Source organism: Pseudomonas sp. 300 (genome assembly GCF_055803035.1).
Window position 1 is genome coordinate 984,844 of record NZ_JAVLRV010000001.1, and the last position, 24,977, is coordinate 1,009,820.

Annotated in this window: 22 protein-coding genes and 2 pseudogenes; 18 read left to right on the plus strand and 6 right to left on the minus strand. The window is 60.2% G+C overall.

Features of this window, described 5'->3' with window-relative positions; translation table 11 throughout:
• The 8 genes and pseudogenes from Q7W83_RS04495 to Q7W83_RS04530 form a co-directional block, all read left to right on the plus strand.
• Positions 1 to 99 (plus strand): annotated as a pseudogene (locus tag Q7W83_RS04495) (LrgB family protein); the annotation flags it as partial.
• Positions 100 to 231: 132 nt separating this feature from the next.
• Positions 232 to 1,014 carry a class II aldolase/adducin family protein gene (locus Q7W83_RS04500; protein ID WP_150639268.1) on the plus strand — a complete coding sequence of 261 codons (783 nt, stop codon included), beginning with the start codon at positions 232 to 234 and terminating at the stop codon, positions 1,012 to 1,014.
• Positions 1,014 to 1,916, plus strand: a complete 903-nt coding sequence (locus Q7W83_RS04505; RefSeq protein WP_150639267.1) for an alpha/beta fold hydrolase — start codon at positions 1,014 to 1,016, stop codon at positions 1,914 to 1,916. The genes Q7W83_RS04500 and Q7W83_RS04505 overlap by 1 nt, the downstream gene beginning before the upstream one ends.
• Before the next feature lie 290 nt (positions 1,917 to 2,206).
• Positions 2,207 to 3,118: an SDR family oxidoreductase gene (locus Q7W83_RS04510; RefSeq protein WP_150633294.1), complete on the plus strand. Its 912-nt coding sequence runs from the start codon at positions 2,207 to 2,209 to the stop codon at positions 3,116 to 3,118.
• 495 nt (positions 3,119 to 3,613) lie between these two features.
• Positions 3,614 to 5,407: a DUF1302 domain-containing protein gene (locus Q7W83_RS04515; protein WP_150633295.1), complete on the plus strand. Its 1,794-nt coding sequence runs from the start codon at positions 3,614 to 3,616 to the stop codon at positions 5,405 to 5,407.
• Positions 5,408 to 5,430: 23 nt separating this feature from the next.
• On the plus strand, positions 5,431 to 6,798 hold the full coding sequence (locus Q7W83_RS04520; RefSeq protein WP_458377906.1) for a DUF1329 domain-containing protein: 1,368 nt from the start codon (positions 5,431 to 5,433) through the stop codon (positions 6,796 to 6,798).
• Positions 6,799 to 6,938: 140 nt separating this feature from the next.
• Positions 6,939 to 9,494 (plus strand): LuxR C-terminal-related transcriptional regulator, encoded by a 2,556-nt coding sequence (locus Q7W83_RS04525; RefSeq protein WP_150633297.1) that lies wholly within the window; start codon positions 6,939 to 6,941, stop codon positions 9,492 to 9,494.
• 150 nt (positions 9,495 to 9,644) lie between these two features.
• Complete coding sequence (locus Q7W83_RS04530; protein ID WP_150633298.1) at positions 9,645 to 9,971, plus strand: hypothetical protein; 327 nt, start codon at positions 9,645 to 9,647, stop codon at positions 9,969 to 9,971.
• Positions 9,972 to 9,998: 27 nt separating this feature from the next.
• Here Q7W83_RS04530 and Q7W83_RS04535 read toward each other — a convergent pair whose 3' ends face one another.
• A complete protein-coding gene (locus Q7W83_RS04535) occupies positions 9,999 to 10,778 on the minus strand; it encodes an IclR family transcriptional regulator (protein ID WP_150633299.1) in 780 nt (259 codons plus the stop codon).
• 165 nt (positions 10,779 to 10,943) lie between these two features.
• On the opposite strand from Q7W83_RS04535, the gene hmgA reads away from it, so the two are divergent.
• From hmgA to maiA, 3 genes are read left to right on the plus strand one after another with little or no spacing between them, the layout of a single operon-like run.
• On the plus strand, positions 10,944 to 12,248 hold the full coding sequence (gene hmgA, locus Q7W83_RS04540) for a homogentisate 1,2-dioxygenase (protein ID WP_150633300.1): 1,305 nt from the start codon (positions 10,944 to 10,946) through the stop codon (positions 12,246 to 12,248).
• A 3-nt stretch (positions 12,249 to 12,251) separates the two neighbouring features.
• Entirely contained in the window at positions 12,252 to 13,556 is a 1,305-nt protein-coding gene (gene fahA / locus Q7W83_RS04545) for a fumarylacetoacetase (RefSeq protein ID WP_473655719.1), read from the plus strand.
• A gap of 12 nt (positions 13,557 to 13,568) precedes the next feature.
• Positions 13,569 to 14,204, plus strand: coding sequence for a maleylacetoacetate isomerase (gene maiA, locus Q7W83_RS04550; RefSeq protein WP_150631866.1), 636 nt, complete (start codon positions 13,569 to 13,571; stop codon positions 14,202 to 14,204).
• A gap of 116 nt (positions 14,205 to 14,320) precedes the next feature.
• On the opposite strand, the gene Q7W83_RS04555 is transcribed toward maiA, so the two are convergent.
• Positions 14,321 to 15,124 (minus strand): SirB1 family protein, encoded by an 804-nt coding sequence (locus Q7W83_RS04555; protein ID WP_150631867.1) that lies wholly within the window; start codon positions 15,122 to 15,124, stop codon positions 14,321 to 14,323.
• A 172-nt stretch (positions 15,125 to 15,296) separates the two neighbouring features.
• Between Q7W83_RS04555 and Q7W83_RS04560 the strand changes: the two genes are divergently transcribed.
• The gene (locus Q7W83_RS04560; RefSeq protein ID WP_150631868.1) at positions 15,297 to 16,316 is read left to right on the plus strand and encodes a Glu/Leu/Phe/Val dehydrogenase family protein; all 1,020 of its coding nucleotides are present in this window, start codon (positions 15,297 to 15,299) and stop codon (positions 16,314 to 16,316) included.
• 160 nt (positions 16,317 to 16,476) lie between these two features.
• Here the strand turns inward: Q7W83_RS04560 and Q7W83_RS04565 are convergent.
• Positions 16,477 to 16,731: pseudogene (locus Q7W83_RS04565) on the minus strand (YebG family protein); the annotation flags it as partial.
• Between the two features lie 314 nt (positions 16,732 to 17,045).
• Here Q7W83_RS04565 and Q7W83_RS04570 point away from each other — a divergent pair.
• On the plus strand, positions 17,046 to 17,546 hold the full coding sequence (locus tag Q7W83_RS04570) for a phosphate-starvation-inducible protein PsiE (RefSeq protein WP_150631870.1): 501 nt from the start codon (positions 17,046 to 17,048) through the stop codon (positions 17,544 to 17,546).
• On the opposite strand, the gene Q7W83_RS04575 is transcribed toward Q7W83_RS04570, so the two are convergent.
• From Q7W83_RS04575 to Q7W83_RS04585, 3 genes are all read right to left on the minus strand, one after another.
• Positions 17,543 to 17,860 (minus strand): DUF3509 domain-containing protein, encoded by a 318-nt coding sequence (locus Q7W83_RS04575; protein WP_150631871.1) that lies wholly within the window; start codon positions 17,858 to 17,860, stop codon positions 17,543 to 17,545. The genes Q7W83_RS04570 and Q7W83_RS04575 overlap by 4 nt on opposite strands.
• Before the next feature lie 217 nt (positions 17,861 to 18,077).
• A complete protein-coding gene (locus Q7W83_RS04580) occupies positions 18,078 to 19,379 on the minus strand; it encodes an HAAAP family serine/threonine permease (protein WP_473655720.1) in 1,302 nt (433 codons plus the stop codon).
• Positions 19,380 to 19,442: 63 nt separating this feature from the next.
• On the minus strand, positions 19,443 to 20,819 hold the full coding sequence (locus tag Q7W83_RS04585; RefSeq protein ID WP_150631873.1) for an L-serine ammonia-lyase: 1,377 nt from the start codon (positions 20,817 to 20,819) through the stop codon (positions 19,443 to 19,445).
• A gap of 135 nt (positions 20,820 to 20,954) precedes the next feature.
• Between Q7W83_RS04585 and Q7W83_RS04590 the strand changes: the two genes are divergently transcribed.
• The 5 genes from Q7W83_RS04590 (at position 20,955) to Q7W83_RS04610 (ending at position 24,975) form a co-directional block, all read left to right on the plus strand.
• Positions 20,955 to 21,902: a LysR substrate-binding domain-containing protein gene (locus Q7W83_RS04590; protein WP_150631874.1), complete on the plus strand. Its 948-nt coding sequence runs from the start codon at positions 20,955 to 20,957 to the stop codon at positions 21,900 to 21,902.
• Positions 21,903 to 22,115: 213 nt separating this feature from the next.
• Positions 22,116 to 22,523, plus strand: a complete 408-nt coding sequence (locus Q7W83_RS04595) for an HPF/RaiA family ribosome-associated protein (protein ID WP_150631875.1) — start codon at positions 22,116 to 22,118, stop codon at positions 22,521 to 22,523.
• A 254-nt stretch (positions 22,524 to 22,777) separates the two neighbouring features.
• On the plus strand, positions 22,778 to 23,071 hold the full coding sequence (locus tag Q7W83_RS04600; protein ID WP_150631876.1) for a DUF3649 domain-containing protein: 294 nt from the start codon (positions 22,778 to 22,780) through the stop codon (positions 23,069 to 23,071).
• Positions 23,068 to 24,648: a PepSY-associated TM helix domain-containing protein gene (locus tag Q7W83_RS04605; RefSeq protein ID WP_473655721.1), complete on the plus strand. Its 1,581-nt coding sequence runs from the start codon at positions 23,068 to 23,070 to the stop codon at positions 24,646 to 24,648. Before Q7W83_RS04600 ends, Q7W83_RS04605 begins: the two co-directional genes overlap by 4 nt.
• A complete protein-coding gene (locus Q7W83_RS04610; protein ID WP_473655722.1) occupies positions 24,649 to 24,975 on the plus strand; it encodes a DUF3325 domain-containing protein in 327 nt (108 codons plus the stop codon).
• The last annotated feature ends 2 nt before the right edge of the window (positions 24,976 to 24,977 follow it).

Below are 24,977 nucleotides of genomic sequence, written 5' to 3' on the forward strand. Positions count from 1 at the left end.
GAAGTAGGGGGGGAGGAAGGCTCGGTCGCGGGGCTGGTCATGGTGCTGACGGGGTTGCTGAATCTGTTCGCTGCGCCTTTGCTGGCGGCGGTACTTTGACATGGATCCAAGCCACTTGGCGCACTGACTCGCTAGGCCATCAAGCTGGCTGCCAATGCAACTACACGAACCCCGGGGGGCTGACTAGACTGCTACACGTGAGCAAAATTATAAGAACAGGAGTTCCTTGCCGTGAGCGTAGCCCCCGTCCAATCGCCCCACAGTGTCAAAGACCAGGTCAGTGCCGCCGAGTGGCAGACCCGCGTCGATCTGGCGGCCTGTTATCGCCTGGTCGCCCTGCATGGCTGGGACGATCTGATCTTCACGCACATTTCTGCCAAGGTGCCCGGCACTGAAGATTTTCTGATCAATCCGTTCGGGTTGATGTTCCACGAGATTACCGCGTCGAGCCTGGTCAAGGTCGATCAGGCCGGCAACAAGCTGATGGACAGTCCCTACGAGATCAACCCGGCGGGTTACACCATCCACAGCGCCGTGCACGAAGTGCGTCACGATGTCGTCTGTGTGTTGCACACGCACACGGCGGCAGGCGTTGCGGTGTCGGCGCAGAAGCAAGGCATTTTGCCGATCAGCCAACAGTCGCTGTTTGTCCTGTCGAGCCTGGCGTATCACGCCTATGAAGGCGTTGCGCTGAACCACGAAGAGAAGGCGCGGTTGCAAGCCGACCTCGGTGAAAACAATTTCCTGATGCTGCACAACCACGGGCTGCTGACCTGCGGCGGCACCATCGCTGACACGTTCCTGATGATGTTCACCTTCCAGCGCGCCTGCGATATCCAGGTGTTGGCGCAGAACGGTGGTGCTGAACTGATTGCCATCGAACCGCAGATTTTGGCAGGCGCCAAGGCGATGATCGCCGGCGTCACCAAAAGTGCACAAGGGATGGGCGGCGCACTGGCCTGGCCAGCGTTGTTGCGCAAACTCGATAAACAAGACGCGGGATATAAACTCTAATGCCTCTCGCCGAGATCCCTCTGAGTGCCTGGCGCAAACGCGGCCAGACCTTCGTCTTTCGTGGCCAGACTATTCGTTACTGGACGGCGGGGCAGGGTGAGCCGCTGCTGCTCATTCATGGCTTTCCGACTGCCAGTTGGGACTGGCATTACCTGTGGCAGCCGCTGGCCCAGCGCTATCGGCTGATTGCTTGCGACATGCTCGGCTTCGGCGATTCAGCCAAACCGGTGGACCACGAATACAGCCTGCTGGAGCAGGCCGATCTGCAACAGGCGTTGCTGGCACATTTGAACATCGAGCAACCGCTGCACGTGCTCGCTCACGATTATGGTGACAGCGTGGCTCAGGAACTGTTGGCCCGGCATTACGAGGCGCGCATTCATCTCGCCAGTTGTGTGTTCCTCAATGGCGGCCTGTTTCCTGAAACCCATCGTCCGGTACTGATGCAAAAATTGTTGCTCAGCCCGTTGGGCTGGATGATCGGTCGTGCGTTTTCCCGTGAGGCGCTGGTGAAGAGTTTCCGTCAGATCTTCGGCCCGCACTCCCGTCCAACCGAGAGTGAGATGGATGACTTCTGGAGCCTGGTCGACAGCAATCACGGGCCACGGATCATGCACAAACTGATCGCCTACATCCCCGAGCGTCGAGTCCAGCGCGAGCGTTGGGTGAGTGTCATGCAGCGCGGTGAAGTGCCATTACGGGTGATCGATGGCGAGGTCGATCCGATCTCCGGCGGGCACATGGTCAAGCGCTATCGTGAGCTGATCCCGAACCCCGATACGGTCCTGTTGCCCGGCATCGGTCATTACCCGCAAACCGAAGCACCGGGGCAGGTGCTCAAGCACTATCTGGCGTTTCGCGACCGCTTGATTTCACCGCCGCTGAAAGTGGCCTGTTCGTAGCCTTCGCCGCAACCTTGCCGGCGAAGGCGTCCTTGAGGCTTGTGGGGCTTGTCAGATTGCCATCGCTGGCAAAAGCCAGCTCCCACAAGAGCTTTGTGTGTCTGATGAGCTGAGGGGCACCTCGGTCCTGTAGGCGCCGGCTTGCTGGCGATGGGCCGTGACGCGGTCCGCGAATTCATCATCCCCCCGCCTTATCGAGCACCATTCAGCGTCCCTCGTGTTCATTGTGACCCGCAGCGCCTTGCCTGACACTCGGGCTCATTGTCCCTTGGCCTGCTGGAGTCCCCTAAATGAATGAGCCTGTGCGCTTCGAAGATAAAGTCGTGATCATCACCGGCGCCGGTGGTGGCCTGGGCCGTGCTCATGCGCTGTTGTTCGCCAGACAGGGCGCCAGGGTGCTGGTCAACGATCTCGGCGGCTCGGCACAAGGCGAAGGTGCGAACGCTTCGGCAGCAGACCGCGTAGTGGCGCAAATTCGTGAGGCCGGCGGCACCGCCGAGGCCAACCATGACTCCGTCACCGACGGCGACAAAATCGTCCAGAACGCCCTCGACGTTTTCGGCCGTGTCGACGTGGTGGTCAACAACGCCGGGATCCTGCGAGACAAGACCTTCCACAAAATGGACGATGCCGATTGGGACCTGGTCTATCGCGTCCACGTCGAGGGCGCCTACAAAGTCACCCGCGCCGCTTGGCCGCACATGCGTGAGCAAAACTACGGTCGCGTGATCTTCACCGCATCCACCTCGGGCATCTACGGCAATTTCGGCCAGTCCAATTACGGCATGGCCAAACTCGGCCTCTACGGCTTGACCCGCACACTGGCCATCGAAGGTCGCAAAAACAACATCCTGGTCAACGCCATCGCCCCCACCGGTGGCACCCGCATGACCGAAGGTCTGATCCCGCCGCAAGTGTTCGAACAGCTCAAGCCGGAACTGGTCAGCCCGTTGGTGGTGTACCTCGCCAGTGAGCATTGCCAGGAAACTTCCGGACTGTTTGAAGTCGGTGGCGGCTGGATGGGCAAGGTGCGCTGGGAGCGCAGCCTCGGTGCCGGGTTTGATCCGCGTGTCGGGTTTTCACCGGAAGATGTGGCGGCGCACTGGCAGCAGATCTGCGACTTCGAAGGCGCAGCGCATCCGAAGGACAATATTGAAGCGTTGAAGGAAATGATGGGCAATTTGCAGAAGTATTCGCTCTGATTCCATTGCCCCGCGCAGGGCTCGCCTGAGTCCTGCCGCTCCGCAAAACCATCGCCCATAAAAAAGGCCGCTGCAAACGCAGCGGCCAAAGCAAGACGTTAAATCAAGGAGCTACAAATCAACGTCTGTGTACACGGGGCGATGAGTCGAAAGCTTCGATTCATCTGAAATCTGTCGCCAATGGCGCGGACTGATCACACGCCATCGCTGTGTGCTGTCAGGCGGTTTACCGTGGAAGCCCGGCAAGAATAAGCGCTTGAGCCCAAAGGAAAAATAGTGATTCCGGACATGCACTGTTGCAGTCTGAGCAACAGTCTCGCGCTCATGCATCCGGCTGATGAGCTTCCATCCACTTCATCCATACCTCGCGCACTTCCCCGCGCGGCAAGGCCATTCATCCTTTAGAGGTACACAACGAATACCTCCTTGGTGCGCTTAACGCTCCCGACCTGCGGCAGTAGGGTGTGGCCTTCTGTCACTCACCGGGGAAGACGCATGACAAAAACAACAATGCGCGCCATCTTCACGCCGCAGGCGCTGGCCGCTGCGGTTGCCTTGGGTTGCTGTGCCCAGGCACAGGCCGTTTCATTCAACATTGGGGAAATCGAGGGGACATTCGACTCCTCGTTGTCCGTCGGCGCGAGTTGGGGCATGCGCGATGCCGATAAATCGCTGGTGGGCACCGTCAACGGCGGGACCGGCCAGGCGTCGACCGGTGACGACGGGCGTTTGAATTTCAAGAAGGGCGAAACCTACTCGAAGATTTTCAAGGGTATTCACGACCTCGAATTGAAGTACGGCGATACCGGCGTGTTCGTCCGTGGCAAGTATTGGTACGACTTCGAATTGAAGGACGAAGACCGCGAGTTCAAGCCGATCAGTGATCACAATCGCAAAGAGGGTTCCAAGTCTGCCGGCGCGCAGATCCTCGATGCATTCGTCTATCACAACTACTCCATCGCCGATCTGCCGGGCACCGTGCGCGCCGGTAAACAGGTGGTCAGTTGGGGCGAAAGTACCTTCATCGGCAACTCGATCAACAGCATCAACCCGGTCGACGTTTCAGCGTTCCGCCGTCCTGGCGCGGAGATCAAGGAAGGCCTGATTCCGGTGAACATGCTGTTCGCTTCCCAAGGGCTGACCGACAAGCTGACGGTGGAAGGTTTCTATCAACTGGAGTGGGACCAGACCGTTCTCGACAACTGCGGCACCTTCTTCGGCGGGGACGTGGCGGCAGACGGCTGCACCACGGGCTACACGGTCGCCAGCCCGGCGATTGCGCCGCTGCAACCGATCGCTGCCGCTTTTGGCCAAGGCTTCCAGGTCGGCCGGGAAGGCGTGATCGTGCCTCGTGGCGGCGACCGCGACGCTCGCGACTCCGGGCAATGGGGGACGGCGTTGCGCTGGCTGGGCGACGACACCGAGTACGGCCTGTACTTCATGAACTACCACAGCCGCACGCCGAATGTCGGCACCACCACCGCCGGGCTGGGGACGCTGGCACGGATTCCGGCCATCGTCGGCACCGCCAACGCCGTTGCACCCGGCACCGGTTCAGCCTTGGCCCAAAGCGTGATGCTCGGTCGCGGTCAGTACTACCTCGAATACCCGGAAGACATCCGCCTCTACGGCGCGAGCTTCTCCACCACCTTGCCGACCGGCACCGCATGGACCGGAGAGATCAGCTATCGCCCCAACGCACCCGTGCAGGTCAACAGCACCGACCTGACACTGGCCTTGCTCAATCCGATTGCCGGCGGCGCGGCTTCGCCGATCGCCACGACGCCCGGCGCAGACAACAAAGGCTATCGTCGCAAGGAAGTGACGCAAATCCAGAGCACCCTGACGCACTTCATCGATCAGGTCGCGGGGGCGGACCGTCTGACCCTGGTGGGTGAAGCGGCCGTTGTTCACGTCGGCGGGCTGGAGGACAAAAGCAAGCTGCGTTATGGCCGCGATTCGGTCTACGGACAGTACGGTTTCCACGGCGATACCGACGGTTTCGTTACCTCGACGTCCTGGGGCTACCGCGCCCGCGCGATCCTTGATTACAACAACGTCATCGCCGGGATCAATTTCAAACCCAACCTGTCGTGGTCCCATGACGTCGCCGGTTACGGCCCCAACGGGCTGTTCAACGAAGGCGCCAAGGCCATCAGCGTCGGCGTCGATGCGGACTATCGCAACACCTATACCGCGAGCCTCAGTTACACCGATTTCTTCGGCGGTGACTACAACACTCTGGAAGATCGCGACTTCCTGGCGCTGAGTTTTGGCGTGAACTTCTGATCTGGCTGAGAAGGATGATTTCAATGCGCAAGATGATTCTGCAATGCAGCGTTCTGGCCCTGAGCCTGTTGGCCGTCGACGTAATGGCCGCGGTGTCGCCGGAAGAAGCCAACAAACTCGGCACCAGCCTGACGCCGTTGGGCGCCGAGAAGGCGGGCAATGCCGATGGCTCGATTCCGGCCTGGACCGGCGGCCTCCCGAAAAACGCCGGTGCGGTGGACAGCAAAGGTTTCCTCGCCGACCCGTTCGCCAATGAAAAACCGCTGTTTACCATCACCGCGGCCACCGTCGACAAGTACAAGGACAAACTCTCCGACGGTCAGATCGCGATGTTCAAACGCTACCCGGAGACCTACAAGATCCCGGTCTACCCGACCCACCGGACAGTGGCTTTGCCAGCGGACATCTACGAGTCGGCCAAGCGCAGTGCGCTGAACGTGACGCCCATCAACGACGGCAATGGCCTGGCTAATTTCACCGGCAATCGCTACTACGCGTTTCCGATTCCGAAGAACGGCGTCGAAGTCATCTGGAACCACGTCACCCGTTATCACGGCGGCAATTTGCGTCGCACCATCACCCAGGCCACGCCGCAGTCCAATGGCGACTTCACGGTGATCCGCTTCAAGGATGAGGTGGCGGTGCCTTCGCTGCTGGGTGACTTGAAACCGGGCAGCGACGAAAACGTCCTCAGCTACTTCAAGCAGGAAGTCACGGCGCCGGCGCGGTTGGCGGGCAATGTGTTGCTGGTTCACGAGACCCTTGATCAGGTCAAGGAACCGCGCAAGGCCTGGATCTATAACGCCGGCCAACGTCGCGTGCGGCGTGCGCCGCAAGTGGCCTATGACGGCGTCGGGACCTCGTCCGACGGGTTGCGCACCACCGACAACTTCGACATGTTTTCCGGCGCACCGGATCGCTACGACTGGAAGCTGATCGGCAAGAAGGAAATGTACATCCCTTACAACAGCTACAAACTCGACTCGCCCGACCTCAAGTACACCGATGTGATCAAGGCCGGGCACATCAATCAGGACCTGACACGCTACGAGTTGCACCGGGTCTGGGAGGTCGTCGCCACGGTCAAGCCCAACGAGCGGCACGTGTACGCCAAGCGTCACATGTACATCGACGAAGACAGCTGGCAGGTGGCGCTGGCCGATCACTACGACGGTCGCGGTCAACTGTGGCGTGTGGCCGAAGGTCATGCCCAGTTCTACTACGATCACCAGGTGCCGGCCTACACCGTTGAAGCGCTGTATGACCTGATTGCCGGTCGCTACATCGCACTGGGGATGAAGAACGAAGAGAAGCGCAGCTTCGAATTCGGTATCGATGCCAAAGCCGGTGACTACACGCCTGCTGCGCTACGGAGTACAGGGGTGAGGTAATCATTCCTACAGCTCTTACAGAAAAAGGTGACTTTGCGGTCACCTTTTTTATAGGTGTCGATCAGTGTGTTGAATACTTCTTCAACAAGCTGTGTGGAGAAGGCTAGGGTGGCGCCACAATTATAAAAAGGCGCACCACTATGACCGCCATGACCCCGTGTCTGGACCGTCCTGGACTCCTGCCCCGCTTGTCTTCCCATCACCAGACTCGCGAGCGGCTGATCGAGCCGTTACTGGCGTCGCCCGCGCGTGTGAAATTGCTCTGTGCGCCGGCCGGCAGTGGCAAGAGTGCGCTGCTCATCGAGTGCCTGTTGCAGGCGCCCGAGCAGTGTCGGGTCTGCTGGTTGCCGTTGGCGGGGGAGCCGATGAAGGCGGTCGATTTTCGGCAGCGGCTGGCACGCGAGTTGGGATTGGCCTCGGCGGACGAAACCGCAATGCTGTCATCGCTGGCTCAATGGCAGACGCCGACCTGGCTGTGTCTCGATGACTATTGCCGCACGCCCAACCCGGAGCTGGACCTGTTGCTCGACCGGTTGCTGGCCATCAGCAGCCCGATGATCACCTGGTGGCTAAGCGGTCGTCGCCGCCCGCAATGCAATTGGCCACGCTTGTTGCTTGCGGATGAGCTGTACGACTGCGAGCGCGCCACGCTGGCCTTTACTCAAACAGAAGTTGCCCGACTGCTGCATCACCTCGAGCCGGAGCAGGCGGCGAAACGTGCCAGCCAAATCATCGAACTCAGCGGTGGCTGGTGCGCAGGCGTGCGGATAGCGCTGCTGCAAAAATGCGACTGGTCGCGCAACGAACCGCTGCACGGTCGGCCGGACACCCTTCACGATTACCTTGAACACGAGCTGTTCGGCATGCTGACCCCGGAGCTGGCGGAAGCCTGGCGGGTGCTGGCTCACTTGCAGCGATTCAATGCCCGGTTATGCGACCACCTGTTCGGTGCCGGCGAGGGCGCCCAATACCTGAGCACGTTGCAGGCGTTGGGCTGCTTCATCGAGCCCTGGCAGGACTCGACAGACTGGCTGCAGATTTTTACCCCCCTCACGCAACTGATGCGCGAAGAACAGTGGCCAGCGGGACGTTCATGGCATCGTCGCGCCTGTCAGTGGTTCGCCGCCGAACTGGATTGGAAAGCCGCGTTTGAACAAGCCTTGCTGGCCGAGGAGTTCGAGGTCGCGGTCAGTCTGTTGCAGCATTTCAGTTTCGAGCACCTGTTCGAGGAGCAGACCGTGGTGCTGTTGCTGCGTTTGCATGAACACAAAGGCGACGAGCTGATGCTCGGCTCGCCGCAACTGGTGGGTCTGATCACCGCCGCGTTGTTGTTCGCCGGGCGGTTCGAGCAGGCGGGCGAATGCATTGAGCATTTGTCACGCTTCGCACCTCAACCGTCGGCGGTGAGTCAACGGCAATTGATTGCGCGTTGGCAGGCGATGCAGGGTTGGCTCCTGCATTTGCAGGGGCGTATGAACCCTTCGCGCGCGCATTTGCTGGAGGCGCTCGACGGACTCGACCCCACGCTCTGGACCGCGCGGCTGATGTGCCTGTCAGGTCTGACCCAGCAAGCCCTGCTCCGGGGCGAACTCGACGTGGCGCAGGCCCTCAACCGTGAGGCGTTGTGCCTGGCGCGAGCGCAAGGTTCGCTGGTGTTCGAGGGGTTGCTGGAACTCGATCATGCGCAATTGCTCGAGCAGCGTGGTGCATCCGGCCGGGCCGAAAGCCTGTTGGCCAACATGCATGGGTTGCTCGTTCGGCAGCAACCGCTGGCACAACCGCTGCTGGGGCGGATTGCCTTGCGTCGCGGACGTTTGAGCCTGTGTCAGGGGCGAGAAACGCAGGCGGCCGCGTATTTCGAGAGCGGACTGCACATTTGCCTGCGCAGCCAGGACAAACGCGTGCTGTATGGTTTCCTCGGCCTCGCGCAATTGGCCGCCAATCGCCAGGACTATGCCCAGGCCTTTGTCCTGCTGCGTGACGCCGAACGGTTGATGCAACAGCGGCGGATTCCAGACACGGTTTACCGCAGTGTTCTGCTGCAATTCAGCTGCCATTTCTGGCTACAGCAGGGCCGCCCGGAATTAGCCCATGAAGCCCTGACCCGGGTGCTGCGCCACTATCACGGTGTTCATGCGCGGCAGGCGCCGCCGGCGACGCTGGAGCTGATCCCCGGCCTTGAATACCTGTTGGTGCTGACCGAAGTGTATCGGGGGCAGGCGCAAACCCCGCTGGTGCAGCTCGAGGCCCAGTTGCACTGGGCGCAACAACGGGGAATGGCGGGGCTGCAAGCGCAATTGCAGCTGGCGCTGGCAGAAGTGGCCTGGCTGACGGGCGACACGCCTGCTGCTCGTCAGTCGCTGCAGGAAGGTTTGGCAATGGTCGAGCGTTGCACCCTTCAACAGGCTCTGCGCGATCTGCAATTGCGCCAGCCGCGCCTGCTGGAGGCGATTGGGACTACCGAGGCGGTTAACCCTCCTGAACCGCTGGCCTCGGTCCAGAACCGCTTGAGTCAGCGTGAAATAGAAGTGCTTGAGTTAGTTGCTCTGGGTAACTCCAATCAACAAATAGCCGATCAGTTGTTCATATCGTTACATACCGTAAAGACTCACGCGCGGCGGATCAATGGGAAGTTGGGTGTGGAGCGAAGAACTCAGGCTGTCGCCAAAGCTAAAGTGATGGGGATTGTTGTTTGAAGTGCGCGCGGCGTCTTTACGAATACATACAAGTTAGGGGGTGTACTAAGTTGGTTTTGCTGTTTATAAAGTGGGCGTCGGCCCGTCAATCAATCTTTATCTTTTTGAATGTGTTTTGGCCGACTCCCATTATTAGAAAGGATGCTATTCATGAGTAACATTTTGCTGAAAGAAGTTAGCGCTAGACTCGGAGAGGTTTTCAAGGAAACGGGTTTTTCGATCAATGTTGATGAAACCTATCTCACGTCGGTCGTGATTAATGACCAGGGTGAGCAAGTGGTTGATTACTCTCAGAGCCTGAGCTGGGCAATCATGGAAAAAGTGCAAGCTAACGAGCTGCCACGGTTCAATGACACGTCCGCAGGTATTTTTTTCAAACAATGGACGTTTGATAAGGCTTATCGCGACCCGGAAGTTGATATAGAACAACTTAATGTTAATGGCCGGTTTGTAGTCCAGTCCTTCAGCAACAACTAAGCACTCGCCTCAAACGGCCAGTCAAGGTTAACCGGCGAAGCCCATTCGCCAACTCACGGCCCGGGTCGCCGCCAGCAATCGCTGCGCCGCCGGGCCGTTTTCGTCGGCGTGAAACAGTGACGCCGGGCCAACGATGGTCATGACGGCCACCACATTCCCGACCGCGTTGAACACCGGGGCCGACAACGCATCGACGCCGGGCATCAACAAGCCATGCACATGGTGCAGACCGCGCTCGCGGATTTGTTCACACAAGGTCACATAGGCCTGATCGTCCGCCAGCACATGGGAACTGCTTGCCAGCAGTTCCTGTACGCGCAAATCCACCGTTTCACGCTTGGGCAGAAAAGCGCCAAACACTAATCCCGTGGATGAACTGAGCAACGGCAATACCGAACCCAATTGCGTGACCACAGTCACTGCGCGCACCGCCGGTTCGATATGCACCACGGTTGCGCCCTGATTGCCCCACACCGCCAGAAAGCACGTTTCATTCAACTCATCGCGCAGTTCGGCCAAGGGCAGGGCGCCGACTTTCAGCACGTCCATACTGTTGAGTGCGGCCAGCCCCACACGCAGCGCTTCGCGGCCCAGTCCGTAGTGGTTGGTGGCGGTGTTTTGTTCGGCAAAACCACTGGCGATCAATGCCTGCAGATAGCGATGAACCTTGCTCGCCGGCATCTGCACATGCTCGGCCAGGCGCGACAGTGAAGTCGATGGCGACAACTCGGCCAACGCCTTGAGGATGTCGGTGCCGACCTCGGCCGAGCGGACTTTCTGTTTGTCGTTGTTGCGCGGCGTTTCCATGGAGGCGGTCTGATCCCGGGACGAATGGGCGTCTTTATAGCTTGACGGTCAATACCAATCAAATTACGTTATGCGTAATTGAATTACGATAAAAATAACCCTGGCGTGCCGAGACCTCTGCAACAGAGCGACAGGCCATTGCCTACTCCCTGTTCAGGAGGCTCCATGAACCTCGATTCAACGGCGCCCGCGCTGGCTTATCAGTCCGGCTTTGGCAATGAATTCAGCAGTGAAGCGTTGCCCGGCGCACTGCCCGTCGGCCAGAACTCCCCGCAAAAAGCCCCGTACGGCCTCTACACCGAACTGTTCTCCGGCACCGCCTTCACCATGGCTCGCGCCGAAGCGCGGCGGACCTGGATGTACCGCATTCAGCCGTCGGCCAATCACCCGGCGTTCGTCAAACTGGATCGGCAACTGGCCGGTGGACCGTTGGGTGAAGTCACCCCCAATCGCCTGCGCTGGAACCCGTTGGACATTCCGACTGAACCGACCGATTTCATCGACGGGCTGGTGAGCATGGCGGCCAATTCGGCGGCGGAAAAACCGGCCGGAATCAGCATCTACAGCTACCGCGCCAACCGCTCCATGGAGCGGGTGTTCTTCAACGCCGATGGCGAACTGCTACTGGTGCCGGAACAGGGTCGCCTGCGCATTGCCACCGAACTGGGCGTGCTGGAACTTGAGCCGCTGGAAATCGCCGTGCTGCCGCGCGGTCTGAAATTCCGCGTCGAACTGCTCGACCCGCAGGCGCGCGGCTACATTGCGGAAAACCACGGCGCGCCATTGCGCCTGCCGGACCTCGGGCCCATCGGCAGCAACGGCCTGGCCAATCCGCGAGACTTCCTGACCCCGGTCGCCCAATACGAAAACCTCAAACAACCGACCACTCTGGTGCAAAAATTCCTCGGCCAGTTGTGGGGCTGCGAGCTCGATCACTCGCCGCTCAACGTGGTCGCCTGGCACGGCAACAACGTGCCGTACAAATATGACCTGCGCCGTTTCAACACCATCGGCACGGTCAGTTTCGACCACCCGGATCCGTCGATTTTCACCGTCCTGACCTCGCCGACCAGTGTTCACGGTCTGGCCAATCTGGACTTCGTGATCTTCCCGCCACGCTGGATGGTGGCCGAGAAAACCTTCCGGCCACCGTGGTTCCACCGCAATCTGATGAACGAGTTCATGGGCCTGATCAAGGGCGAATACGACGCCAAGGCCGAAGGCTTCGTGCCCGGTGGCGCGTCGCTGCACAGCTGCATGAGCGCCCACGGCCCGGACGGCGAAACCTGCACCAAAGCGGTCAACGCCGACCTCACCCCGGCGAAAATCGACAACACCATGGCCTTCATGTTCGAGACCAGCCAGGTGCTGCGCCCAAGCCGATTCGCCCTCGATTGCCCGCAACTGCAAACCAACTACGATGCCTGCTGGGCCTCGCTGCCCGCCACTTTCGACCCGACCCGGAGATAACCCATGACTCAGACTTCCATTACTCGTAGCTGGGTTGCCTCCGCCAACGGCCATGCCGATTTTCCCCTGCAAAACCTGCCGTTGGGTGTGTTCAGCGTGAAGGGTTCTGCGCCACGCAGCGGCGTGGCCATCGGTGACCACATCTTTGATCTGGAAGCGGCGCTCGACGCCGGCCTGTTCGACGGTGTCGCAAAAACGACGGTCGAAGCCACCCGTGGCGGTCAGCTCAATGGGTTTTTCGAACTCGGCCGCCAGGCTCGCGTTGCCCTGCGTGAGCGCTTGATCGAACTGTTCCAGGAAGGCAGCACCCTGCACGGCAAGATCGAAGCCCAAAGCGCAAAACTACTGCCGCTGGCGGCAAACTGCGAAATGCACCTGCCGGCGAAAATCAACGATTACACCGACTTCTACGTCGGCATCGAGCACGCGCAAAATGTCGGCAAACTGTTCCGTCCCGACAACCCGCTGCTGCCGAACTACAAGTACGTGCCGATCGGTTACCACGGTCGCGCATCGACCATTCGCCCGTCCGGCACCGACGTTCGCCGGCCGAAAGGCCAGACCTTGCCGGCCGGTCAGACCGAGCCGACCTTCGGCCCCTGCGCACGTCTGGATTACGAGCTGGAACTGGGTATCTGGATCGGCCAGGGCAACGAGATGGGCGACCCGATTGCCATCGGTGAGGCCGCCGATCACATCGCCGGTTTCTGCCTGCTCAACGACTGGTCGGCGCGGGATATCCAGGCGTGGGAATACCAGCCACTGGGGCCGTTCCTGTCGAAGAGTTTCATTACCAGCATCTCGCCATGGGTGGTGACAGCCGAAGCGCTGGAGCCGTTCCGCCGTGCGCAACCAGCGCGTCCGGAAGGCGATCCGCAGCCGCTGCCCTACCTGTTCGACAAACGCGATCAGGCCGCGGGCGCCTTCGACATCGAGCTGGAAGTCCTGCTGCTCACCGAAGGCATGCGCGAGCAGAACCTGCCGGCCCATCGCCTGACCCTGAGCAACACGCAACACATGTACTGGACCGTGGCGCAACTGGTCGCGCACCACAGCGTCAACGGCTGCCAGTTGCAGGCCGGTGACCTGTTCGGTTCGGGTACGTTGTCGGGGCCGGAAAACGGTCAGTTCGGCAGCCTGCTGGAAATCACCGAGGGCGGTAAAAAGCCGATCGAACTGGCCTCCGGTGAAGTGCGTAAATTCCTCGAGGACGGCGACGAAATCATTTTGCGTGCCCGTTGCAGCCGCGACGGTTTTGCCTCCATCGGTTTCGGCGAGTGTCGCGGCAAAGTGCTGCCGGCGCGTTAAGAGGATCGGGTCATGGAACTCTATACCTACTACCGCTCGACCTCGTCTTACCGGGTGCGCATCGCGTTGGCGTTGAAGGGCCTGGATTACCAGGCACTGCCGGTCAACCTGATCGCACCGCCGGGTGGCGAACATCGCCAGCCAGCGTATCTGGGCATCAACCCGCAAGGCCGGGTGCCGGCCTTGCGCACCGATGAAGGCGAGTTGCTGATTCAGTCACCGGCGATCATCGAGTACCTGGAGGAACGTTATCCACAGGTGCCGCTGCTGTCCAAAGACCTCGTGGCTCGTGCGCATGAACGCAGTGTGGCGGCGGTGATCGGTTGCGACGTGCATCCGCTGCACAACGTCAGCGTGCTCAACAAACTGCGGCAGTTGGGCCACGATGAACCGCAGGTGGTCGAGTGGATCGGGCACTGGATCAGCCAAGGGCTGGCGACGGTGGAGCAGTTGATGGGTGATCAAGGTTATTGCTTCGGCGATGAACCGGGGCTGGCTGATGTGTACCTGATTCCGCAGTTGTATGCCGCTGAGCGATTTAATATTTCGCTGGAAGCCTATCCACGTATTCGTCGAGTGGCGGCGCTGGCAGCCGGGCATCCTGCCTTCATCAAAGCGCATCCGGCGAACCAGCCTGACACTCCTTGAGGCTTCACGCATATCCCTGTGGGAGCGGGCTTGCCCGCGATGGCGGTGTGTCCGTTAAATGAATGTTGGCTGGTGCTCCCTCATCGCGGGCAAGCCCGCTACCACCGGATTTGCGTTTAATGGACGATTGAATTGGGGGGGAGGTGCCCTAATCGTTCAGTCAACCGAATCCGCTGGATCGGGTCGTCGCTGAGCAGCAGCGCATGCTCCAGATCGAAACGCTCGGCGTTCGGGCAGTCCAGCCGTTGATACAGGCTGGCCCGGGCCAGGTAATCGGAGGCGCTGGCGTTGCCCAGTTCCAGCACGCGCTCGGCGTCGATCAGCGCGCCGATATAGTCATCGTGGGAAAGATGTAACTGGCGCAGGTTGCGGGACAAGCGCTGGAGCATCTGCACCGGCTCGGCCGTCAGCAAATGTTCGGCGCTGATTTTCATGTTCGGCCCGTACTGGCGTTGCAGCAGTTCCCGGCAATCGTTGGGGTACAAACGACGACCGCCGCAAGGGTCCAGCAGGTGATCGGCCCCGGGAACCCGCAGCAGAAAATGCCCCGGGAAGTTGACCCCGACCAAGGGGATTTCCAGGCATCTGGCCAGTTCCAGCGCGATCAGCCCCAGCGCCAATGGCTGACCACGCCGGCGTTCCAGCACCTTGTCGAGCAAGGCCGCTTGCGGACGCAAAGGGGTGAAATCGTCCTGGGCGTATCCCAGATCATTCAGGCGTCGCAACAGCGGTTGGGCCAGCTCGCTGACCGGCAACATCGGCAAGCCATAACTGACGCGCTGTTGCAGGTCCTTGAAATTCGCCAGTACCGCCTGCGGGTCCACCTCTTTATCGTGCTCGACGGCAATCCACAGCGCCGCTTCGAACAGCGCGGGCGGCGATCGTTGCAGGCAGTCGAAGAAGCGTTGGCGGGGCGTCATCAAAATCTCCAGGACATGCCTCGTTTTAGCCTCCCCTGCGGCATTCGTCCAGTGCAATGCGGGTTATGTCAGAAAGCCTGCATGGCGGCGTCGCTTATTCCGGTGCGCTTCTGCAAATTTTGCGCGCAAGCCTATACTGGCGACTACAAGAAGTGATTCGGGAGCCCCTACGATGTTCGCTCTCATGCAAAGCACTCGCCTGGAATCGCTGCATCTGAGCGTCGACCCGGTCACCGGGTTGAAGGCGGTCATTGCCATTCATAACAGCCGTCTGGGGCCTGCCCTGGGGGGGTGTCGTTACCTTGCCTACCCAAGCGACGAGTCGGCGGTCGAGGATGCCATTCGTCTGGCTCAAGGCATGAGTTACAAGGCGGCGCTGGCCGGCCTGGCTCAAGGTGGCGGCGTGGCGGTGATTGTTCGACCGGTCCATGTCGAAAACCGCGCCGCGCTGTTCGAAGCGTTCGGGCGCTGCATCGATCAGCTCGACGGGCGCTACATCACGGCCATCGACAGCGGTACTTCGGTGGCGGACATGGATTGCATTGCCCAACAGACCCAACACGTCACCAGCACCACCTCGGCGGGCGACCCGGCGCCTCACGCGGCGATGGGCGTGTTCACCGGCATTCGTGCCACCGCCATGGCCCGTCTGGGCAGTGACAACCTCGAAGGCCTGCGCGTGGCCATTCAAGGCCTGGGCAATGTCGGTTTTGCCCTCGCTGAACAACTGCACGCCGCCGGTGCAGAATTGCTGGTCAGCGACATCGATCACGGCAAGGTGCAACTGGCGATGGAGCAACTGGGCGCTCACCCGATCGCCAACGATGCGCTGCTCAGCACGCCGTGTGACATTCTTGCGCCGTGCGGGCTCGGCGGGGTGCTCAACAGTCACAGCGTGACGCAACTGCGCTGCTCGGCGGTGGCCGGTTCCGCGAACAATCAGCTGACCCATCTGGATGTTGCCGATCAACTGGAGCGGCGCGGGATTTTGTATGCGCCGGATTACGTGATCAATTCCGGCGGGCTGATCTACGTGTCGCTCAAACACCGTGGCGAAGAGCTGACGACCATCACCGCACACCTGTCGAAAATCAGCTCACGCCTGACCGAAGTGTTCGCCCACGCTCAGGCGGAGAAACGTTCGCCCGCCAGAGTCGCGGACGAATTGGCGGAGAAGGTGTTGTACCGCTGAACCACACCTTAATGACAGGCATGAAAAAGGCCCTGAGCCATTCGACTCAGGGCCTATTCAATTCGGGTGTTGCTTACTTCGGCGTTTTAGCCGCTTTGGCTGGCTTGGTCGGCTCAGCTGTTTCAGCCACTTCAACCTGCTCAACCTGCTCAACGACTTCAGCAGGCGCGCTCAGCAGCTCGGACAACGCGTCCGGCTGACTCTTGAACGCCTTGGCGAACACATCGCGATTCTTCGCCATGTAGATCCCGGCTTCTTCCACTTGCTGCTCGGTCAGGGACGGAACAGCTTTTTGCAGCACTTCAGCCAGCAATTCGGCCAGTTCGAGCATTTTGTCATGACGGTCAGCTTCGGCTTTATCCATGAACAAGCGCTCCAGATCTCGGCTGCTGCGGTATACCACTTCGACGGCCATTCACCACCTCACATGCCTTCACGATAGTTGTCTGTTTCGACCACTGTATTTATATACAGCGAAAAGGATAAGCGAATCCCTGCGCTTTGGGTAGTGGCTTTTTAATGTAGACCGAAATGAGGGTTTGTCATTTGAACCGTGACGCGCCCATCGCGAGCAGGCTCGCTCCCACGGGTGCGACCAAACGCCACAGAGCGCGGTTTAGAGCACCTCGCCATCATATTGCAGGCGTTACTGGCCTTTTTTCTGCATGCAGAACAACCGTCACGTCCAACCCGTATCATCCGCTCGAACCGAGCTAAGGAAGAATCATCGTGAAAATCAACTGGGCCGAGAAGCTGCGGCAGAACGTGCATGAGCTGGCTGAGTCCCTGGGCAACCTGTTCGTCGAGACCTTCCACTACCTGGCGTTGTTCGCCATCGGTGCGGTGACCGCCTGGGCGGCGGTGATGGAGTTTCTGGGGATGATCGAAGAGGGGCACATCAAGATCGATGACATCTTGCTGCTGTTCATCTACCTCGAACTGGGCGCGATGGTCGGGATTTACTTCAAGACCAATCACATGCCGGTGCGTTTCCTGATCTACGTGGCGATCACCGCGCTGACGCGGCTGCTGATCTCCAACGTCTCGCACCACAATCCGCCGGACCTGGGCATCATTTACCTGTGCGGCGGGATTTTGCTGCTGGCGTTTGCGATTCTGGTGGTGCGATACGCCTCGTCGCAATTCCCTTCGGTGAAGATCGAACACCCGCAACGCAAAGTCGGTGCGGGTTCCGGTGAACATCCCGAAGTGGAGAAAGGCGAGATTTAAAGCCGCATGGCGGGGCGCGGGTGGCCTTTGGCCGAGGGCGGCGGCGGAGTGCGATTGTCGCCGTCGGTCATGGCTTCGAGGATGGTCATCGCGCTGTGACCTTGTTCGATGGCAATGCCGAATTGAATACTTTGCACCAGGCGTTTTAGGCGCTTGGTGTCATTGCGTTGTTCGGCGCTGATCATTCGCTTGGCCACGACACGGCCATTGTTGGAGAGGGTCAGCATGATGCTGCCGTCCAGCCCCTGAATGCTCAGGTTGATCTGGTAATCCGGTGCAAAGGCATCGGTAATGAGCTGAAAGGGGTTGTCCATGATGCGTCACCGCCTGATTGAACGTGCAGTTGTTGACCGGCCATGATCGGGTTGGTTCGCAACACCGGACCATCGGCATGTTGCTCGCTGAGGTTTTCAAACATCCTTTTTGCCTCGTCAGGGGTGTAGCAAGGGGCATGCCGGAAAAATTGTTGGACAATAGACGCGGCAAAAAGAAGGCGGACACCCTGGCCCGCCTTCTTTTTGCCTGCCCGTTTCAGGGCATGAATGAGTAGATGATCGCTGACAGTGCAATCAGACCGATCAACACCACGAACACGTTCGACACCTGGCCCGAATACTGGCGCAAGGCCGGTACGCGGCGGATGGCGTACATCGGCATCAGGAACAACAGGCACGCGATGATCGGCCCGCCGAGGGTTTCGATCATGCCGAGGATGCTTGGGTTGAAGGTCGCCACGGCCCAGCAGCTGAGAATCATGAACAGCGCAGTGATGCGGTTCAGCCAGCTCGACGACATCACCCGGCCACGGCCGCGCAGACTTTTCACGATCAGGCCCTGAAAGCCTTCGCTGGCCCCGATGTCATGACCGAGGAAGGATTTGGTGATCGCTACCAGCGCAATCAGCGGCGCGGCGTAAGCAATGACCGGGGTCTGGAAGTGGTTGGCCAGGTACGACAGGATCGAGATGTTCTGTGCCTTCGCCGCCGCCAGATCAGCCGGGGACAGCGCCAGCACGCAGCTGAAACAGAAAAACATCACCGTCACCACCATCATCGCGTGGGCGATGGCGAGGATGCCGCTGCTCTTGCGCTCGGCCTGCTCGCCGTAACGCTGCTTCTGATCGACAGCGAAGGCGGAGATGATCGGCGAATGGTTGAACGAGAACACCATCACCGGGATCGCCAGCCACAGCGTTTTGAAGAACAGCGGCATCGGCATGCCTTCGCTGGCAGTGGCGAAGAACGCGCCGTTCCAGTTCGGGATCAGACTGACACCGAGCAGCAGCAACGCCGCGACGAACGGGTAAACCAGCACGCTCATGCATTTGACGATGACGCCCTGACCGCAGCGGACAATCGCCATCAGCCCAAGGATCAGTCCCAGCGACAGCACCGCCCGCGGTGGCGGGGCGATGTGCAACTGGTGCTCCATGAAACTGCTGAGGGTGTTGGTCAGCGCCACGCTGTACACCAGTAGAATCGGGAAGATGGCGAAAAAATACAGCAGCGTGATCAGCTTGCCGGCACCGATGCCGAAGTGTTCTTCCACCACTTCGGTGATGTCCCCGGAACGTCCGGACAGCACGAAGCGGGTCAGGCCGCGGTGGGCGAAGAAGGTCATCGGGAACGCCAGCACCGCCAGGATCAGCAGCGGCCAGAAGCCACCCACACCGGCGTTGATCGGCAGGAACAGTGTACCGGCGCCAATCGCCGTGCCGTAGAGGCCAAGCATCCAGGTGGTGTCGTGTTTGCTCCAGCCCTTGTGGGTTGTTTCTGTATTGCGTGTCAGGTCTACAGCAGGATTATCGGCAGCGGGTGTACGTACATCGGTCATCGTTATTGGCCTCGTTATTATTCTTGCTCGGGCTCACGTGTTGCGGGCGGTCGGGAATGCTCCTCAGCACTCCACCCAGCTGACAGCCAGGCCGCCCCGTGAAGTCTCTTTGTATTTGTCATGCATGTCGGCGCCGGTATCGCGCATGGTGCGGATCACCCGGTCCAGGGAAATGAAGTGTTTGCCGTCGCCGCGCAGGGCCATTTGCGTGGCGTTGATCGCCTTCACGGCCGCGATGGCGTTGCGCTCGATGCACGGCACTTGCACCAGGCCGCCGACCGGGTCGCAGGTCAGGCCGAGGTTGTGTTCCAGGCCGATTTCGGCGGCGTTTTCCAGTTGCTCGGGCGTGGCCCCAAGCACGTCGGCCAGACCGGCGGCGGCCATGGCGCACGCCGAACCGACCTCGCCCTGACAGCCGACTTCGGCCCCGGAGATCGAGGCGTTTTTCTTGCAGAGAATGCCTACAGCCGCCGCGCCCAAAAAGAACGCCACGACGTCATCGTCCGACGCGTCCGGGTTGAATTTCATGTAGTAGTGCAGAACAGCGGGAATGATCCCGGCCGCGCCGTTGGTAGGCGCGGTGACCATCCGTCCGCCGGCGGCGTTTTCTTCGTTCACGGCGAGGGCAAACAGGTTCACCCATTCCATCGCCGACAGCGTCGAAGTGATGACATTCGGTTTGCCGATTTCCAACAGACTGCGGTGCAATTTCGCTGCACGGCGCGGAACATTCAGACCGCCAGGCAGGATGCCTTCGTGACGCAACCCCTGCTCGACGCACTCGCGCATCACCGACCAGATGTGCAGCAAGCCCTGACGGATCTCGGCTTCGCTGCGCCAGGCCCGTTCATTGGCCATCATCAACTCGGAAACCCGCAGCCCATGCTGGTTGCAGAGCTTGAGCAATTCGGCGGCGCTGGAAAAATCGTACGGCAGCACCACGTCGCTGGTCGGTGCAATGCCGGACTCGGCTTCGGCCGCTTCGATGATGAAACCGCCGCCGATCGAGTAATACGTTTGCTCTGACAATTCGCCGGTTTCGCCGAAGGCGGTCAGCGACATGGCGTTGGGGTGGTAGGGCAGGCTCTCATCAAGCAGCAGGAGATCGCGTTGCCAGTCGAAGGCGATGGTGGTTTTGCCGGCCAGCGTCAGTTCGCCGGTCTTGAGCAACGTATTGATGCGGCTGTCGATGCTGGTCGGATCGATGCTGTCCGGCCATTCGCCCATTAGGCCCATGACACAGGCGCGGTCCGTAGCGTGGCCGACGCCGGTGGCGGAAAGGGAGCCGTACAGGCGGATTTCTACCCGGCGGACGGCGTCGAGCAAGTGCTGGTCAATCAGTGCCTGGGCGAAGGTCGCGGCGGCGCGCATCGGGCCGACGGTGTGAGAACTGGACGGACCGATGCCGACTTTGAAAAGATCAAAAACACTGATAGCCATGCTAAAGCCTATACAAGTAATGGAAGAAGAATCGCTGCCATTTCTGTAGGACAAGCGCAATGTCGGCGATACTGCCTACCTCGGTCCGACGTGACCAACGAAACTTCCTAAGACAGCCTTTAGCAGGACTAAACAATGAGTCGCCAATTGCATGCCCAGACTTACGTCTGGCTGCACGTGTTTTCCTGTGCCGCGCGGCACTTGTCGTTCACCCGCTGCGCCGAAGAACTGCACATCACGCCGGGGGCGGTCAGTCAGCAAATCCGACAACTGGAAGAACGGCTGGGGTTTCGACTGTTCCACCGCCGTGCCCGGGGTGTGGAGTTGAGCGCAGAAGGCCAGCGACTGGCCATTACGGTCAACGAGGCGTACGGCAGCATCGACGCAGAATTGCGACGACTGGACGCCGGAATGATCAGCGGGATTCTGCGGGTGCGCTCGATTCCATCATTCCTGAGCAAATGGCTGACCCCGCGTCTGCCGCGCTTGCAGCAGCGGTTTCCGGACATTCAGTTGCGCCTGGTGGCGGAGGACAGCAGCGTTCCGTTGCACGAGGGCGACTTCGACCTGGCCATCGACCTGAACGACGGCAGCTACCCAGGCTTGTTATCCACAACCTTGCTCGACGAGCAGATCTTCCCGGTCTGTGCGCCGAGTCTGTTGCGCGGTCGACCGCCGTTGCACGGCCCGGCCGACCTGTCGCACTTTCCGCTGTTGCACGACATCACGGCCTGGCGCGGCAGTTACGAGTACGCGGAATGGGAGTTCTACCTCAACGCCATCGGCTTCGAAGGCGCGGACGTACGGCGCGGGCACACGTTCAATCGCAACCACCTGACCATCGAAGCGGCGATTGCCGGCATGGGCGTGGCGATTGCGCGGCGCACGTTGCTGAACGATGAGCTGGAGCGGGGGACATTGATTGTGCCGTTCGGGTTGGCGGTACCGAATCACAAACGTTACGTGCTGCTGTATGCGCCGGGGGCGCTGAGCCATCCGGGCGTGCGAGCGGTGCATGACTGGCTGGTGGAGGAGGCGGGGGTTTTTCGAAGCCTGCATCCGCTGGCGGAGCGGCAGATGTGAGTAATTATGACAAAGAAGTGAAGCGAGCCAACTCCCGACCTTAACAGCGCTTTTGCTCCTTGTCCGGCTTTTTTTGCGATTGAAAATTTATCTTTTTTCAGGGGTTGAAATGTTCCGCGCACAGACCGATTGTGTAGGTAAGAGGTCACGGTGATGACGCCCAAGGGCCAGCCGAAGGGCCTCTCGCGAGCTAGCTGAATTAAGGGATGAACTATGCAAATCCAAGTCAACAGCGATAACCATATTCAAAGCAGCATCCGACTGGAGGAGTGGGTACGTACTACCATTGAGAGCACGCTCGAACGTTATGAAGAGGACCTGACCCGCGTCGAGGTCCATCTGCGGGACGAGAACGGCGACAAGCCCGGTCCCCATGATTTGCGCTGCCAGCTGGAAGCGCGGCCAAAAGGCCACCAACCGATTTCTGTTACTCATAAAGCCGAAAACCTGGAACTGGCGATCGACGGTGCGGCTGAAAAACTCGAACATGCGCTTGACCATCTGTTCGGCAAACTGCGGGGCAAACCACGTGCCGCGGTGGTGCCGTTCGAAAGGCGCGCAGCCGATGTGCTGCTGGAAGAAGAGTTTCTTGAGAACGAACAGGCTGCACAGAACGGCTGACGCCTGAATCACTTTTTACCTTTCCACCACTGAAAACGGGCCTGCTTATGCAGGCCCGTTCTTGTTTCAGGGTTCGGTGAACGCTTCAGCTTGATGAATCCCTTCGCCACAATGATGTTTGCCTCCACCCATCAGTGGACCAAAGCGCAGGAAATAGACGGATCTTTTTTGCGTATGAGAATATTTATCATTAATATTGCGACCTTGTCGGCCTCCTGACTTACTCGTGGCCTCACCCGTTTCAAGGTCGAAACATGAAAGCACTCCCCGTGTCCTACCGATTGGCCGTCACCTCCCGGGTGCTGGCCGCCGTGCTGGGCGGATATATTGTCGCCGCACTGGCCAGTGTCAGCCTGACGCTGTGGGTGCCCATGGCCCGCGCCGATGCCGTGGTGACCGGGATGATGACCTCGTTTCTGGCCTACCTCGGCGCGGTGATCTGGTGTTTTGCCTGCCGCAGTGCGGGGCGGGCCTGGCTCGGGTTGATCGTGCCGAGCCTGGTGCTGGCGGTGGTGTCGGGGCTGGCTTATTGGATGGGCCACTCATGAAAGAGGGCTTTCGTCAGGCGATGGCCTGGCTGCACACCTGGGCCGGGTTGATCTTCGGCTGGTTGCTGTTCGCGATTTTCCTGACCGGCACACTCGCGTATTTCAAGGACGAGATCAGCCATTGGATGCAGCCGGAAATCCCTGCGCGTTCGGTGACTTCCGAAGCCAGCCTGAGCGTGGCGCAAAACTATCTTCAGCAACACGCCGCCGGTGCCTCGCGTTGGCTCATCGACCTGCCCGATGCCCGCGACCCCGGCCTGTCCGTCCGCTGGCAGCAGACCCCGGCCAAGCGTGGCGAACGCGGCCAGTTCACGGAAAAACTCCTCGACCCGCAAACCGGCGCCGAAGTGCAGGGCCGCGAAACCACCGGGGGCGAGTTCTTCTACCGCTTCCACTTCCAACTGCAAATGCCCTATCCGTGGGGCCGCTGGTTGTCGACCATCGCCGCCATGGTGATGTTCGTCGCGCTGATCAGCGGGATCATCACCCACAAGAAAATCTTCAAGGACTTCTTCACCTTCCGCCCGCGCAAGGGCCAGCGTTCCTGGCTCGACGGGCACAACGCGGTGGGTGTGCTGGTGCTGCCGTTTCACCTGATGATCACCTACAGCAGCCTGGTGATTTTCATGTCGATGGTGATGCCGGCCAGCATCCTGGCCTCGTACAACGGTAATGCCCGGGCGTTTTTCGATGAGGTGTTTCCGGCGTCTGCTACGCCGGAACTGGCGGGCAAACCGGCTGAATTGGCGCCGCTGGCACCGCTGCTGGAAAAGGCTCGCGAGCAGTGGTCGGGCGGGCAGGTCGGTCGGCTCACCGTTAACAATCCGGGCGATGCGAACGCTTCAGTGGTGCTCGTGCGTGACGGTGCCGATCGCGTGGTCCACGACTTTGGCCGCGCAGCGACCTTCAACGGCGTGACCGGACAGTTGCTCGACACGACGCCGGAGCAGTCCCTGCCTAGGGCGATTGCCGGCAGTTTCTACGGGTTGCACATGGGCCGTTTCGCGGACCCGGTGCTGCGCTGGTTGTACTTCATTTGCGGGTTGGCCGGCACGGCGATGATTGGCACCGGGCTGGTGGTCTGGCTCGGCAAGCGTCAGCTCAAGCACGCGAAAAGCGGCGTGATGCCGTTCGAGTTGCGGCTGGTGGAAGTGCTGAACATCGCCAGCATGTCCGGGTTGATGGTCGCCGTAGCCGCGTTCTTCTGGGCCAATCGCCTATTGCCGGTGGACATGGCCGGGCGCGCGGAGTGGGAAGTGAACAGCTTCTTTCTCGTCTGGGGCCTGAGCGTGCTGCATGCCGTGGTCCGGCGTGGCCGTGCGGCGTGGGTCGAGCAGTTGGCGCTGGCGGCGCTGCTGTTTGGCGCGGTGCCGTTGTTGAACGCCCTGACCACGCCGTTTCACTTGGGTCACACGCTGGCACAGGGCGATTGGGCGATGGCCGGTTTCGACCTGACGTGCCTGGGCAGTGGTGTGTTTTTCGCCTGGGCCGCTTGGAAAATGCGGCGTTCGGCACAGGCTGGGATCGACACCCAACAGCGTGCACAACTGATCACCCTTGAGCGCGAGGCGAACTGAATGTTGCTGGCCCTGTTGCTCTGTTACGGCGGTTTCACCGCGCTGTGTTTATCAATGGACCGGCATCACGCCGAGCTGCTGGGCGGTAAACCGACGGCCCGTCGTCGCCGGTTGTTGAGACTCGGTGGTTGGCTGTTGCTGGCCTTGTCGCTGTGGGCGGCGGTGGCTTCGAGCGGTTGGGGGCTTGGGTTGGTTGAGTGGTTTGCGGTACTGATGCTCAGTGCATTGCTGCTGGTGCTGATGATGCCTTATCGACCGCGTCTGGCGTTGTCACTGGCCGGTATAAGTCTGCTCATCAGCCCTGTCGCCGTGTTTGCGCAGTATTGACC